The sequence below is a fragment of the Centipeda sp. (in: firmicutes) genome, assembly GCF_057271695.1.
The window spans coordinates 20,700-35,835 of sequence record NZ_DBHIVL010000018.1; the positions used below are offsets into that span (position 1 = coordinate 20,700).

A 15,136-nucleotide genomic window follows, 5' to 3' on the forward strand; every position below is an offset into this window, starting at 1 on the left:
ATCCCATCTCACTCTCTTATTTTTGTGCGAGCTCATCCTTCATGCGTGCAATGTGTGCCATGATCTCGGCAGAGAACGCATCCAGTGCCTCCTTGCTCTTACGGTCGCCGTCGAACGTGATCGGCTCTCCGTACATAATGCGCAGCTGCGGAATAAGTCCGCCATTGGAGAAGATGCGGTGTGTGTTGAGGATGGCGACGGGTACAATCGGTGCACCTGTCATGGCTGCAATCAGGGCGACGCCTGCCTCCGCCTTTTGCAGTTCACCCGTCTTGCTGCGCGTCCCCTCCGGGAAAAGTCCGAGCACACGCCCCTCCTTGAGCACCGTGACCGCCGCCTTGATCGCGCCGCGGTCGGATTCGCCACGCTTCACGGGGAACGCATGGCAGCGGCGAATCGCCGCCGCAAAGATCGGATTCTCGAACAGCTCGACCTTTGCCATATAGCTGACGGGACGGTCGATAAGGCTCGCCATGAACGGCGGATCGATGTTGCTCGCGTGGTTCGCGGCGAGAATCACCGCCCCCTCTGCGGGGATGTTCTCACGTCCGTAGACGCGCGTGCGGAAGACGATGTAAAAAAAGAGCCGAAATGCAATCTGTAAAAATCCGTACAGCATGACTGCCCCCGCCTATTCCGAGAGTTCCAAAATGCGTGCAACCACTTCGTCAATGGAAAGCGTCGTCGAATCGAGCAGAATCGCGTCTTCCGCTTGACGGAGCGGTGAAATTTCGCGCTCACTGTCCTGTTTGTCACGCGATGCAATCTCCTGTTTTAGTTCGTCGAAATCGACCACATAGCCCTTTTCCTTCATCTCGTCATACCGCCGACGTGCACGCTCCTCGACGGATGCCGTCAGGAATATCTTCACATCGGCATTCGGGAGCACATTCGTCCCGATGTCGCGCCCGTCCATGACGACTGCAGCGTCCGCCGCCATCGCACGCTGCAGCTCCACCATCTTTTCACGCACAGGACCAAGCGCAGCGACACGCGAGACGATATGCGTGACCTCTGGCGTGCGAATCTCACGTGTCACATCCGTGCCGTCGACCGTGACGCGCGTGCCGCTCTCCGTACAGGCAAGACGCACGTCGATGTCTTGGACGGCACGCAGAATATCCGCATCACGCGCCTCCTGCGACTGCTGCAGCGTCTTCCACGCGACACCGCGGTACATCGCCCCCGTGTCGATGTAGGTATAACCGAGTTTTTCCGCCACAATCTTTGCAACGGTGCTCTTGCCCGCACCGGCAGGTCCATCAATCGCTATCACACGTTTCATATCAAAATCCTCCTCATTCACAGCCGCTCAATTTCGGAAAAAAATGTCGGGTAGGAAATATTCACGCTGCCCGGCTCCTCGATGATGACGCCCTTCGCCGCCGCACCGAGGACAGCAAGCGACATTGCCATGCGATGATCGCCGTAACTGCTCACCTGCGCCCTTTGGATCTCTGTTTTTCCATGAATGATAAGCCCATCCTCGCGCTCCTCGATGCTGCCGGGAGCGAGCTTTTGGAACTCCGTCGCAATCGCATGAAGACGATCTGTCTCCTTCACGCGCAGTTCGCCTGCGCCCGTGATGACGGTATCACCCTCGGCAAATAGCGCGGCGACAGCGATAATCGGAATCTCGTCGATGAGGCGCGGCATGATCTCCGCACCAAAAGACACACCGCGCAGGGGGGCTGTCTCGACCGTGAGATCCGCCACGCGCTCGCCGCCGCTCGTGCGCTCATTTTGGAGCGTGATATACGCCCCCATCTCTGTAAGCACATCCAGAATGCCCGTGCGTGTCGGGTTGATGCCTACATTCCGCAGCAAAAGACTGCTGTCCTCAATGATACTGCCCGCGACGAGGAAGTATGCTGCCGAGCTGATATCCCCCGGCACTGTGATTTCCTCGGGCGCACGATAGCCCCCCTCCTCCACAGGAAAAACAGTAACGTTCGTCCCTGTGCGCTCCAAACGCACGCCAAAGCCCGCGAGCATCTGCTCCGTATGGTCACGCGATACATATGGCTCTGTCACGGTGGTCGGTGCATCCGCATAGAGCCCTGCGAGCAGGATTGCAGACTTGACCTGTGCGCTCGCAACAGGGCTCTCATAGTGGATGCCGCGCAGCTTCTCTCCCGTCGGTACAATCGTAAGCGGGAGGTTGTTGTTTGTATTTCGCCCGTAGATTTGTGCCCCCATCGCAGAGAGCGGCAGGAGCACGCGCCCCATCGGGCGGCGCGTCAGCGATGCGTCACCGCAGAACACCGAGAGAAACTGCTGCGGCGCGAGCAGACCCATCATCAGACGCAGCGTCGTCCCCGAGTTTCCCGCATCCAGTACGGTCATCGGTTCTGTCAGTCCATGCAGACCTTTTCCCGTAACAATCAGTTCGTTGTCGTTCAAAAATGCGACCGTGCTGCCGAGCGCACGCATCACATTGACCGTCGAGAGACAATCCGCCGCATGGAGGAAGTTGCGAATATGCACAGGCGTATCCCCGAGCCCCGCAAACATGACGCTGCGGTGCGAGATGGACTTGTCTCCGGGGATATCAATCGCGCCCCGCCATCCATGCCGCGCGGCTTCAATCGTTTTCATCTCAGCCATTCACTTATGCCCCTTCCAAAGCCCATACACTGTGGCAGCCGGCAGCATGTCCCATCGAAAACGCTGCCTGCAAATTGTAGCCGCCCGTATAGGCATCCACATCGACCAGTTCGCCGACGAAATAGAGATGTTTCACAAGTTTGGATTCCATCGTGCGCGGATCGATCTCACGCGTCGCGACACCACCCGCCGTCACAATCGCTTCGGCAATGGGACGTGTCCCTATGATCGTGAGTGGAAGTGCCTGTAATGTACGCACGAGCCGCTCCCGCTCCTTTGCCGAAATCTGTCCGACGACGTGCTCGGGTGAAAGCTCTGCTGCACGAAGAACGGGGTCAATCAGTCGCTTGGGCAGAAGGTCGACCATGCCGTTATGAAGCTGCTTCTGTTCGTACGCCGTAAAGTCCCGATCCACACGTTCCCGCAATTTCTCATGCGTCAGCGCGGGCTTCAAATTCAGACGAAGCAAAAGCTCCTTTGCCCCTGACATGAGCAGTTCCGAAGCACGACGGCTCAGTTGAAGGATGATCGGTCCCGTTACGCCAAAATGCGTAAAGAGCATCTCTCCGAAGAACTCCTGCTCCTTCTTCCCCGCATGATACAAGGTCGCTCGCACGTTCCGCAGGGATAGCCCCTGCACGTCCTTCACCCACATTTCCTGCATCACTAGAGGGACAAGTGCTGGAAAAATCGGCACGATCGTATGTCCTGCTGCGACTGCGAGAGCGTAGCCGTCCCCCGTCGAACCCGTCGCCGGATAGGAGGCGCCGCCCATCGCGAGAATCACGGCATCTGCCTCGACCTCCCCACCATCCGCGAGACGCACACCGCATAATTCTCCATGCTCGATGATGAGCGCACTGACTGCCGCATTCGTCCGAATCTCGACCTTTTGATCACGCAGGTATTTCAGCATGGCATCCACGACATCGGCGGCACGATCACTCGTCGGAAAGACACGGTTGCCGCGCTCGGTCTTGAGCGGAACGCCCAGTCCCTCAAAGAATGCCATCACATCCGCATTGTCAAAGGCACGTATGCTGCTGTTGAGGAATCTGCCGTTCCCGACAGTATTTTTGATGATATCGGGAACATCATCGGCGCTTGTGACGTTGCAGCGTCCTTTTCCCGTAATCATCATCTTACGCCCGACACGCGGCATCTTCTCGAGAAGCAGAACGCTCCCTCCGCACTCTGCCGCTGCCGCCGCTGCCATCATGCCCGCAGGCCCCGCCCCCACCACAATGATTCTTTTCACGCTCTGTCACCCCCGCAATTTCACGAAGTTCCCGAATCTCCTCCGCCGTCAGATGCCTGTATGCACCGCAGACAAGTCCGCGCAGCGTCAGCCGTGCAAATCGCACGCGTCTGAGTGCCGCGACACGGCAGCCAATCGCGGCAAACATACGGCGCACCTGTCGGTTGCGCCCCTCATGAATGATCGTCTCGACCACGGTACGTCCATCCTCTGCGCGCAATACGCGCAGACGTGCGGGGGCGGTTCTGCCATCTTCGAGCAGGATGCCACGGCGCAGCTGTTCCAGCCCCTCTGCCGTGACCTCTCCCATCACCTCTGCATGGTAGACCTTGTCGATCTCATAGCGTGGATGGAGCAGCCCCTGCGTCAGTGCTCCATCGTTCGTGATGAGGAGCAGCCCCTCCGTATCGGCATCGAGCCGTCCCACGGGATAGAGCCGCGCAGGGAGATCGGGCAGGAGATCGAGCACCGTTTTGCGCCCCCGATTGTCCCGCGCCGTCGAGAGATATCCGCGCGGCTTGTTGAGGAGAATGTAAAATCGCTTTTCCTCTGCCTGAATACGGTTGCCATCGACGGCAATGACATGACGCATAGCATCATATTTCGAGCCGAGCTCCGTCACGACAGCACCATCCACACTGACCCGCCCCGCACGAATCATCACCTCTGCCGCACGGCGTGACGCCACGCCCGCATTGCTGAGGATTTTCTGCAATCGTTCTTCCATTTCGCTTCCTATCGCATTTTGACTGCACTTTCGCCCATCAGACGAGTGAGTGCGCTCTGCGCTTCTTTCGATCCGTCAATCCAATACGTCTCGCCCAGCCTGCGCCATCGTCCCTCACTTTGCACATAGACAGGATGATCCCCCGGGTGCGTAGCGAAAATCTCCTGCATCGCCGTCCATAGCGTACGGCGATCAACATTTGTCTGCGGAATCAGGTAGAAGGAAGAGCGATACTCATTCATCCGCCAGATCTCCTCGGCAAGCAGCTTTGGCTCCTCGCCCTTCGTATCGACGCGCCCCTCCACAACGATGATTGCATCCGGCTCCAGAGCGGAGACATGTGCATAGAACACACGCGGAAACACCGTCACCTCAATCTTGCCGCTGAAATCCTCCAGCTCCGCAAAGAGCATCGTGTCGCCCTTCTTCGTTGTAAAACGCTTCGTACTCGTCAGTATACCGCCGATGCGTACAAGCTGGCGATCCTTGCGCACGGTAGTGGGGATTTCACCGATGGAGAGCAGGGCAGAGAGCGTATCACTGTAATCGTCCAGTGGGTGCCCTGTAATATAAAAGCCTGTCGTTTCCTTTTCCCACGTCAAACGCTCGCGTGCCGTACTCGGCGGAACATCTGCGGAGACGGCAATCTGCTGAACCTCCTCCATCGTTTCCTCGCCAAAGAGCCCGCCCTGTCCGCTCAGCACATCGCGCTGACGACGAGCTGCGTCCTGCATCGCAGCATCGAGGGATGCAAGCAGTTGGTTGCGCTCCGTACCGATGCTGTCAAACGCGCCGCATTTGATGAGGCTTTCAAGCGCACGTTTATTGACCGCACGCATATCAACACGCGCACAGAAATCGACAAGCGAGCGAAACTTCCCGCCCTCCGCACGTACACGTTCCATGCTTACAATCGCATTCTCGCCGACGTTGCGGACAGCAGCAAGCCCGAAGCGAATTGCGCCATCCTCGATGCCGAACGTCGCCGCACTTGAGTTGATATCCGGTGGCAGGATCTTGATCCCCATCTGGCGGCAGAGCTGAATGTAGACGGGGATCTTGTCCGTCTTGTCCATAATGCTCGTCAGTACGCCCGCCATAAACTCCACGGGATAATGTGCCTTGAGATATGCCGTCTGCCACGCAAGCAGACCGTAGGCGGCACTGTGGGACTTGTTGAAACCATAGTCCGCAAAGTGCGTCAAGAGATCAAAGATATGGTTCGCCAGCGATGTCTCAAGCCCGTTCTTCGCACAGCCCTGTAAAAAGATTTCCTTCTGTGCCATCAAGAGGTCATGTTTCTTTTTCCCCATTGCACGGCGCAGCAGATCCGCCTGTCCGAGACTGAACCCCGCAAGTACCTGCACAATCTGCATGACCTGCTCCTGATAGAGCACAACGCCGAATGTCTCCTTTAGGATCGGCTCAAGGAGAGGATGCATATAGACAACCTCTTTTTTCCCATGCAGACCGTCGATGAAGTCCGTCACCATGCCGCTGCCCAAGGGACCCGGTCGATAAAGGGCAACGGTCGGAATCAAATCCACAAATCCCTTCGGCTGAAGATCCTTGACAAGATTCGTCATGCCCGCTGACTCCATCTGAAAGACAGCTCCTGTATCTCCATCACACAGCATTTGTGATGTTTTCTCATCCACCATAGGAATTGCATCGACATCCAGTTCAATCCCATGCGATGCACGTACATGACGCACTGTATCTGCAATAATGGTGAGGGTACGCAGCCCCAGAAAGTCCATCTTGAGCAGACCGAGTGCCTCCACATCGTCTTTGTCGAACTCCGTAACGAGCGTCCCCTCCGAGACCCAGACGGGCACCTGGCTTGCAAGCGGCTCCTTCGCAATCACAACGCCTGCCGCATGAATGGAGATATTGCGCGGCAGCCCCTCGATCCTCCGCGCAAGGTCGATCACCCTGCGAACACTCTCGTCCTCGTCATAGAGACGACGGAAGTCCGACGACTCTTTGAGGGCGCGCTCCAACGTGATGTTTAGTTCCGCAGGAACAAGCTTGGTAATGGCAGATACTTCGCTGAACGACATTTCAAGCACGCGCCCAACATCGCGAATTGCGCCCTTTGCCCCCATCGTTCCAAACGTGGCAATCTGAGCGACATGATTCTCACCATAGCGTTCTTTGACATACGAAATAACCCGACCGCGATTGATATCGTCAAAGTCGATATCAATATCCGGCATGGATACGCGTTCGGGATTGAGGAATCGCTCAAAGAGGAGCGCATAGCGCAGCGGGTCAATATTCGTGATCCCCAACAGATAGGCGACAATACTGCCCGCCGCAGAACCGCGCCCGGGGCCGACTTCTACACTGTGTCCACGCGCATAGACAATAAAGTCCCAGACAATCAAAAAGTAGCTGGCATATCCCATGCCGTGAATAACGTCCAGCTCATAGTCCAGACGCGTACGAATCTCGTCCGTAACATCCGCATAGCGTGAGGAAAGACGCTCCTCGCAGAGTGCACGCAGATAGGCATCGTCGCTCTCAAAGTGCTCAGGTAATGGATAAAACGGCAGCTGCAGCTCCCCAAAGGTGAAGTCCACCTGACAGCGTGCGGCAATCTTCGCCGTATTCTCAAGTGCCTCGGGGTAATCCGCAAAGAGAGCTGCCATCTCCTCCTCTGATTTCAGATAGTAGTCGGGACCGGAAAAGCGCATACGATCGGGATCATTGATCGTCCGCCCCGTCTGCACACAGAGAAGGATGTCATGAAATTCGCTGTCATCTGCATGAACATAGTGCACATCATTTGTAGCAACAAGTCCGATATCGTATTTTTTTGCAAGCTCACGCAGAGCACGGTTGACTGTCTTTTCCTCGGGCAGTCCATGATCCTGAATCTCCAGAAAAAAATTATCCTGCCCAAAGATCTCCACATACTCTGCAACCAGAGCCTCTGCCCGCTCGTTGTTCCCGCGCAGGATTGCCTGTGGAATCTCCCCTGCCACACATGCAGAGAGTGCGATAATCCCCTCATGGTATTGACGAAGAAGCTCTTTGTCAATACGCGGCTTATAATAATATCCCTCGATATTTGCGAGGGATATTAGCTCAACCAGATTGCGATAGCCCGTTTCGTTTTCAGCAAGAAGAATCAGATGATAGTATCGGGTTCCGTCCACCTCCGCACGTTCCTGTCGCATGCCCGGTGCCAGATAGACCTCACAGCCGATGACAGGGTGAACCCCCTGCGCCTTTGCCTCCTTATAGAATCGGACAGCACCATACATGACACCGTGATCGGTGATGGCAACCGAATCCATCCCAAGTTCCTTTGTGCGTCGAATCAGCTCCTTGACACGGCTCGCGCCATCCAGCAGACTGTATTCCGTATGCACATGCAGATGGGCAAAGGCCATTCTGTTCCTCCTCTCTTATACATTACGCACGTGCAGCGTTTTTGCAGAAGTCTTCCCAAATCTCCTGATATGCCGTCTCAAGTTCTTCCATATAGTTCTCGACATTCATGAGCGGGGATCGCTTCATATTTGCCCGCAGCCCCATATGATACGCCTCCAACAGCTTCGGAGACTCGGCAAGCTGCACGGCTCGCCGCACATAGTTGATGTCATTTTCGGCAACGAGTTCACGCACCCCCGCGTTCGCCAGAATGGACGCACCAAAACGAGACCCGTGCGTGCGCCCACGTAGCGAAATAACGGGAACTCCCATGTAGAGTGCCTCGCACGTCGTCAACCCGCCGTTGTATGGCGCAGTGTCGAGCGCAATGTCAATGTCCCGATACTGCTCCAGATAGTCCGGGCTATACGGACGGAACTCTACACGCGCCAAGTTATAATTCAGCATGGAGAGACGTTTTTTTGCAAAATTGATCCCGGAGTCAATGCTGCATATCTTTCCCTTGATGACGAGTTTTGAGCCGCGCACAGATTCAAGGATACCGCGCCATAGGAGCAGCACCTCATCCGTAACCTTCGCGAAATTGTTGAATGAGCCAAATGTAACATATCCGTTTTTACGCAGGGGCGGCTCATAGCCCGCCTCCGGCATTGCACGGATTTCCTCGGGGGCATAACAAAGATGCGAATGCGGCAATCTCAGAATGCGCTCCGAAAACCCAGCCTCCGCCTGAAGATCCCCCTTCGGAATACAGATTTCGTCCGAAAGGAAATAGTCGATGGCATGAAGCCCCGTTGTATTCGTATACCCGATACCGGAGATCTGAACAGGAGCAGGACGATAAGCCATAATCGGCAGAGCATTGTCCTGTGAATGTCCGGAAAGATCGACCAGTATATCGATTTTGTCCTCTGCAATCAGACGTGCCGCCGTGCGTGGCGGACGACCGCGCAGATCGCGCCATGTCACGCGTCGCGTGCGAAGCCGCTCCGTCACGGCATCACTGCGCCCCGTAGCGTAGCAAAACACCATAAACTGTTCGCCATCAAAACGACGCAGCAAAGGTGTCAAAAAGTACGAGACCGAATGCTCACGAAAGTCAGGCGATATGTAGCCGACGCGCAGTTTTTTCTGAGCCGATCTGGAAACATTTCCATGCACATAAGGGCTCACATCCAGCAGTCGATCATAATGTTCCGCCTTGAGACGGCCATCCTTTGCACCGAGATGGCGGTAGTTCCGCATGAAGAGATATTTACTGTAGAGCTCCGCTGCCTCATCTGCTTCATCGGCAAGACGGCTGGACATGAGGAGCTCATGCGCAGCCCCCTTTGCCTCTCCCGCGAGATAGAGTGCATCGGCGAGCCACCCGCGTGCGCGTTTCAGCATCTGATGATAGATCGTGTAGGAGAGATCCTCCTCCCCCAGCACCTTTGCCTTATGCGCCAGCTCCTCGATCAGGTCGGCAAGCAGAGGGATCTCATCGTCCAGACGGAACTCCAACGCGGCCAGTCCTGCCTGAACCATACGCGCACGCGGATGCCGCGGCTGAACACGCAGCACCTTCTCCGCAAGCTCCTCTGCCTCGTCAATGCGTCCACTGTAGAGCGCAACCTCGGCATTGACCGCCATCGCATCGACATCGCCCGCCATGAGACGGTTCACCTCTTGAGCACAGGCACGCATCCCCTTTAGATCACCATCCGCAGAAAATTTTGTCGCGAGTCTCAGCCAGTTGATCTTTTCCTCCGCCGTATGCTCTGCCTTGGGCGGCTGCTCCTGCATAGATAAAAACCTCCTTTCCACGCATATTCTGCTTAGACCTCGGGATGCAGCTCTGCACCATACTCATGCAGAAAGATCTTCTGATACCGTTTATATTCCGGCGCAAGCGGCTTCTCACGCGGACAGTGAATGCACCAAAAATCTTCTTCCTGATTCGGAACAACCACGCGAAACTCGTGCCGCTTCATCTCCATACACATCGACGTGTCATAGAGATGCCACCCCGTAAACAGATCCTCACGCCAACGGATACCATACTGTGTCGCGAGGAAGAGTCCATCTACGGCCTCGACATCGATATAGTTGCCCTCCGGTTCCATGCAGTGCGAGTCCACCACGCTCTCCGGCTCGCAGTGATGCAGGACGCGCCCATAGGTACGCAGACCATCCCACCAGACACCGGAACGCGGGAGACTGCGGCAGCCAATCATGCCGACAAGACCGATCGTCGGATCTTCAAAGATCGAAAGCAGATCGGCAATAATATCCTTATTGACGACAAGCACATCCTGATGCAGATAGATTTTGTATTTTGCGTCAGAGGCACGCGCCCCTTCGTTGTAACCCGCACACATGGAAGCAGCGTTGCGTACAGGAATGTATTCGATCGACATGCCATCTGGGATATACAGCGATTTCAAGTACAAAAGGCACTCACTGTACATATCTTCATCGTTGACGCAGGAGATAAATGCTACTTTATTCTGATCCATATCCATCATTTCTCTATTTTTTCCCATGTGCAAATTCTCTCTGCAAGCTGTAATACAACTCCCGATCCACAGGATCGACACACTCCATCGCACTTACACCCAACATCTCATAAATAAATGCATCTCGCCCATCATAGTTCATTGACAAACGACGATAGAACACTTCTGTATGAACAACAGTCTCACGGACAAAAGAAGCTGCATAGGCAGGGAATATAGAAAGACGATCCAGCAACTCCCACAAGGACTGTACCGAAGACACTCGCTCTACGTCGTACTCAATTCGGTGAATCAAGCGCACCATCTGCTCGCGCGCAGCCTTCGTATACATCGATTTGAGGAGCGACAACTCCGGCATGGAGCGATCCGCACGCACAAAATAAAACTCTGTCTCGAGATCATCAAGCTCATTCTCAAAACCGGCAGTGACAAGGCACTCAATCAGCCCCGTCGGAGCCTCCCGTTTCTGTTGCTGCACACGGATGCTTTTGTAAAAGGACGCGTAAAGAAGATTCTCAAATTCAGCTCTCGTATAGAGGCGAGACACAATATTATAATAATGTCCCTCCATTAAATTTTTCAGTACAGACCAGTGGCGTATGTTGCGAAAGCTCGTCAAAAATGTTCCTGTCTCCTTGAGAAACATCGAAAATCCTGCAGCAATATCCTGCGGATTGTCCGCCTTCTCCAGCGTAAGGTCAGATATGATATAGTCAAAATATCCGTGCGTATATGGAAGTGGAACGCTCAGATAATCGAGAATCTGCCAATGAACGCCCGCAGGAACATCCATCTCCATCGCATCCATATCTGCTGTAACAGCATAGAGCTCCGCCCGCGGAAACATTCTGCGCAACTCCGGCAGATAGCTCAGACTCTCTACGACCAGCACACGCAGCAAAGCAGCATTTGGCTGCAGAAAAGAGAGCAGTTCCAGTCGAATTTTCTCAGCCAAGCGTTGCTCCTCCATTTCACAATGATCGCGACTCTGGAAACATAGACTTTCCTATTATATCACAATCTGTAAAGAGCTTGCAGTCCCTATACCTCGTTTTCATCCAAGAGCGGAATCGTGAAAATGACTGGTGTCTCGTATGGATGTACGGCGCGAATTGCCGCCATGGTTTTCTCCAGACGACTCAGCTCCACACGAACCTCCACCTTGAGCTCGGATGCCTCACAAAGCTCCCCAATTGTCCCCTCGTACGGCGAAGCCCCCTCAAGTGGACGCCACGAACCGATGACACGCGAATAGGCGAGACAGCTGTCATAGTTTCCGCTCTGCCCCGCTCCCACTGCCCGCAGTGCATTCCGAAGCTGCGAAAAATGTGTTTCAGGGATAAAGATTTCGAGTTTTACATATTTCGTTTGCGCATCCATTATATACACTCCATCTGTAACATCACTCGATATTCAATCCAACATCCGAGCGCAGTTGTATCGCCTCAGCAATATGCGCCGCCGTGATGACGGGACTTTGCCCGAGATCGGCAATCGTCCGTGCTACCTTGATGATGCGGTCATGAGAACGCGCCGATAGGTTGATGCGGTGAAATGCCGCCTCAAGCAAACCCTCAGCCTCCTGCGCAAGCCGACAATATTTCTTTAGCATGCTGTGATTCATCTGTGCATTACAAAAGAGGTTGTGTCTCTGCAATCGCTCACGCTGAATGATGCGAGCTGCCACAACACGCTGACGAATTGATTTGGAGGGCTCAGCCCTACGTGTGGTGTGAAGATCCGAATATGCCACGCGTGACACACGAATATGAAGATCAATGCGATCGAGCAGCGGTCCCGACAACTTACGCGTATATCGTTTGATCTCCCCCGCAGAACATTCACATATATGATCTTTGTCGCCACTGAATCCACAAGGACATGGATTCATCGCGGCTACCAAAATGATACTAGAGGGAAAGGTCAGCGTCGCATTCGCACGCGACACCGTAATCTGGCGATCCTCGATCGGCTCACGCAGGACCTCAAGCGTCTTCTTGCTGAACTCCGGCAGCTCGTCGAGAAAGAGCACGCCGTGATGTGCGAGTGTCACCTCGCCCGGACGCGGGATGCTCCCACCGCCGATCATCGCCACTGTGGAGGAGGTATGATGCGGACTGCGGAAGGGGCGCGTCGTCACAAGTCCCGTGTCCTTGCCGAGCAGTCCCGAGATGCTATAAATCTTCGTGATCTCAATGGCTTCTTCCTTCGTCAGCTCCGGCAGAATCGAAGGCATCCGACGCGCCAGCATCGTCTTGCCCGAGCCGGGAACGCCAACCATGAGGACATTGTGCCCTCCTGCCGCCGCAATCTCAAGCGCACGTTTCGCCTGATACTGTCCCTGCACATCCGCAAAGTCATCGGTGAAGGCAGCATCTTTTTGTGTTTCGATATGATTCGGTATGGCAGGAGTCAGCACCTCTGTGCCAGTCAAATGACGCACAAGCTGTGCCAGATTCTCGACCGCATAGACCTTCAGCCCGTCAATCAGGAGTGCCTCGTCTGCATTCGACGGTGCAACGTAAAACTCCGTCACCCCATGTTCTCGCGCCGTAATCGCCATCGGGAGAATGCCGCTGATCGGACGGCAGTTCCCATCAAGGGAAAGCTCTGCCGAGAAAAGCGCACTCTGCACTGCCGCCTCGGGAACCATACCGTAGGATGCAAGGAGACCAACCGCAATTGGCAGATCAAGCCCCGAACTGTCCTTTCGCACATCGGCGGGTGCAAGATTGACCGTCACACGCTCCTGTCGCAGCTGCATACCGGAGTTACGAATCGCAGTGCGCACGCGCTCCTTCGACTCCTTCACCGACGTATCGGGAAGCCCCACCAGCTCAAAGCCCGGCAGCCCGGGCGACACATCCACCTCAACGTCGATAATCCGTCCATCTATCCCGAGGGTCGTCGCACCATAGGTCTTTGCAAACAACGGCCTTCCCTCCTACGTTTCAAATATAAGAAAATTATAACACAAGAAAGGGGAAGATGGCTAATGATTCTTTGCAAAAGAAAAAGAGATTCCAAACGTCAGAGGTGACGAATGGAATCTCTGTTGTGTGAGGTTCTAGGGACATTCTTCAATCTTTACTACAACGCTCCTATCTTTACACCACGCGAAATGTAAGCATATCATCGAGACTGCCCATTGTCTCTACATCACAAATATCATTTCCGCGAAGTGCAGTTTGAATATGGTAAAAAACGAGCAGAATTTTTAGGAAACGTACAAAATCTTTCGACCGTCGTTGATAACCATATCTTGCCATTAACCTCCTGAGTTTCATGCGGAGATAATCTTGTTTTCCAAGATAAAGAATTTGTACACGCAGTTTCTTGAAAAAGAGGTCAATGTTGAAGTCATCACGCATCCAGCCAGATACGTCCAACGTTCCATCAGAAAAAGCTTGCACCGATGGGAACTCGGCATCAAGAATAATTTTATCCGGTGGATTGCAAGAATAAGTTGCACAGAGAAAGAAATTAACTAATGGAATTTTTTCTGTGCAACTTAATTTTACAACCTACAATATTTTTGTTGGTACTTAACTCAAACTTCGCACATCGCCAAGATTTGAAAAACATAGCTTTGTGACTGAAAAATACAACCGTTATGCACATTTTTGCAGTTTTTGTGACAGTAAGAACAATAGTTCGGGCAGGGAAACCTCCAACTGCTCCTGTATCTCCCCACTCATTGAACATCGACTACTCTTGAAGCTTCTTGGCAAAGAGCGACACAAGAAGTCGCAACGCTTCTGCAATACATACACCAGAAAGCTCATCCACAGACAGGTAGAAGCGTTCCCCCAAGCTTCGCTCTTAGATTCGTGCTACTCCAATTTCACTCACCAATATTGATAATCTTGCGCTCCGAAGCACCATCGGGTAAAAGCCTCATATTCGTTTCATCGGTGGTGTAGAACATAATGCGGCTCTTCTTTAAAATATTGTTGTGTGAAAACAGTATCTTTGTATCGTTGAGTTCGGGGAATATCCTCCGATCGCAGAAACGAACAGTCGTCATTGCAAAACTGTTGGCATAGTTGTGTTTGACTTCTCGTGCGATTCGAATGTAAGTTTCATCGGGCGTGTTAGGTGGCACATATACAAACATTTCGTAGTGCGTTAGCTTTCCATCCCCCATAAAGTGAGAAGATTCAATATGGTAGTCGAGGCTAGCATCCTTCTCGTAACGCTTATCGAGAAAACGTCCCTTGATAACGATCTCCACCTTTCCATTCGCAGGAGGCAGTGAATTTCCAGGGAGTATTTTGGATTCACGTGGCTCTAAATCCAGATCAATCCAACCGTTTCTTAGCCCCTCAACAATTAAACTATCTGTCGTTCTAATACTTCCTTTAAAGCGCTGATTCGATGTGTTTTCGATCTTAGCAAAAAATGGCGTATTATTATGATCTTCCGGCTGAGGTATATAGATGGTCTGTATGAGACTTTCGTCAATTTTCTCCCGCAAAAGTTCCTCCTCGCTCTTTTGCACTGTCACTTCCTGATGTGCCTTTGGTGGATCATAATACGTTATCAAGAAATTGAGTGTGAATATTGTGCAACATAGAAAAATGCAAAGTTGATGTTGTATAAATAAAGTTGACAACTTCTTCGCAAGGATTTTAGATAAAGTAA

12 protein-coding genes are annotated in these 15,136 nt (G+C 53.4%); all 12 read right to left on the reverse strand.

What is annotated here, in order from left to right; translation table 11 throughout:
• Positions 1 to 16: 16 nt before the first annotated feature.
• Entirely contained in the window at positions 17 to 619 is a 603-nt protein-coding gene (locus ACO6BQ_RS04465) for a lysophospholipid acyltransferase family protein (protein WP_489119717.1), read from the reverse strand.
• Between the two features lie 12 nt (positions 620 to 631).
• Positions 632 to 1,285: a (d)CMP kinase gene (gene cmk / locus ACO6BQ_RS04470; RefSeq protein ID WP_489119718.1), complete on the reverse strand. Its 654-nt coding sequence runs from the start codon at positions 1,283 to 1,285 to the stop codon at positions 632 to 634.
• Between the two features lie 17 nt (positions 1,286 to 1,302).
• Positions 1,303 to 2,607, reverse strand: coding sequence for a 3-phosphoshikimate 1-carboxyvinyltransferase (aroA, locus tag ACO6BQ_RS04475; protein ID WP_489119719.1), 1,305 nt, complete (start codon positions 2,605 to 2,607; stop codon positions 1,303 to 1,305).
• Positions 2,608 to 2,611: 4 nt separating this feature from the next.
• A complete protein-coding gene (locus ACO6BQ_RS04480; RefSeq protein ID WP_489119720.1) occupies positions 2,612 to 3,865 on the reverse strand; it encodes a BaiN/RdsA family NAD(P)/FAD-dependent oxidoreductase in 1,254 nt (417 codons plus the stop codon).
• On the reverse strand, positions 3,750 to 4,592 hold the full coding sequence (locus ACO6BQ_RS04485) for a pseudouridine synthase (protein WP_489119721.1): 843 nt from the start codon (positions 4,590 to 4,592) through the stop codon (positions 3,750 to 3,752). Before ACO6BQ_RS04485 ends, ACO6BQ_RS04480 begins: the two co-directional genes overlap by 116 nt.
• An 8-nt stretch (positions 4,593 to 4,600) precedes the next feature.
• Positions 4,601 to 7,993, reverse strand: a complete 3,393-nt coding sequence (locus tag ACO6BQ_RS04490; protein WP_489119722.1) for a DNA polymerase III subunit alpha — start codon at positions 7,991 to 7,993, stop codon at positions 4,601 to 4,603.
• Positions 7,994 to 8,015: 22 nt separating this feature from the next.
• Entirely contained in the window at positions 8,016 to 9,779 is a 1,764-nt protein-coding gene (locus tag ACO6BQ_RS04495; protein ID WP_489119723.1) for an O-linked N-acetylglucosamine transferase, SPINDLY family protein, read from the reverse strand.
• 32 nt (positions 9,780 to 9,811) lie between these two features.
• Positions 9,812 to 10,498: a glycosyltransferase family protein gene (locus ACO6BQ_RS04500; RefSeq protein ID WP_489119730.1), complete on the reverse strand. Its 687-nt coding sequence runs from the start codon at positions 10,496 to 10,498 to the stop codon at positions 9,812 to 9,814.
• Positions 10,499 to 10,505: 7 nt separating this feature from the next.
• A complete protein-coding gene (locus tag ACO6BQ_RS04505; protein ID WP_489119724.1) occupies positions 10,506 to 11,447 on the reverse strand; it encodes a hypothetical protein in 942 nt (313 codons plus the stop codon).
• A gap of 86 nt (positions 11,448 to 11,533) precedes the next feature.
• A complete protein-coding gene (gene cutA, locus ACO6BQ_RS04510; protein WP_489119725.1) occupies positions 11,534 to 11,872 on the reverse strand; it encodes a divalent cation tolerance protein CutA in 339 nt (112 codons plus the stop codon).
• A gap of 22 nt (positions 11,873 to 11,894) precedes the next feature.
• On the reverse strand, positions 11,895 to 13,424 hold the full coding sequence (locus ACO6BQ_RS04515) for a YifB family Mg chelatase-like AAA ATPase (protein ID WP_489119726.1): 1,530 nt from the start codon (positions 13,422 to 13,424) through the stop codon (positions 11,895 to 11,897).
• A 912-nt stretch (positions 13,425 to 14,336) separates the two neighbouring features.
• On the reverse strand, positions 14,337 to 15,136 hold an 800-nt coding region (locus tag ACO6BQ_RS04520), incomplete at its 5' end, for a hypothetical protein (RefSeq protein ID WP_489119727.1).

What these genes read in the sequence shown, in the direction of transcription:
- ACO6BQ_RS04495 (WP_489119723.1), bottom strand. Translation starts at nt 9,779, where the DNA reads ATGCAGGAGCAGCCGCCCAAGGCAGAGCATACGGCGGAGGAAAAGATC.
- ACO6BQ_RS04485 (WP_489119721.1), bottom strand. Translation starts at nt 4,592, where the DNA reads ATGGAAGAACGATTGCAGAAAATCCTCAGCAATGCGGGCGTGGCGTCA.
- cutA (WP_489119725.1), bottom strand. Translation starts at nt 11,872, where the DNA reads ATGGATGCGCAAACGAAATATGTAAAACTCGAAATCTTTATCCCTGAA.
- ACO6BQ_RS04465 (WP_489119717.1), bottom strand. Translation starts at nt 619, where the DNA reads ATGCTGTACGGATTTTTACAGATTGCATTTCGGCTCTTTTTTTACATC.
- aroA (WP_489119719.1), bottom strand. Translation starts at nt 2,607, where the DNA reads ATGGCTGAGATGAAAACGATTGAAGCCGCGCGGCATGGATGGCGGGGC.
- cmk (WP_489119718.1), bottom strand. Translation starts at nt 1,285, where the DNA reads ATGAAACGTGTGATAGCGATTGATGGACCTGCCGGTGCGGGCAAGAGC.
- ACO6BQ_RS04490 (WP_489119722.1), bottom strand. Translation starts at nt 7,993, where the DNA reads ATGGCCTTTGCCCATCTGCATGTGCATACGGAATACAGTCTGCTGGAT.
- ACO6BQ_RS04500 (WP_489119730.1), bottom strand. Translation starts at nt 10,498, where the DNA reads ATGGATATGGATCAGAATAAAGTAGCATTTATCTCCTGCGTCAACGAT.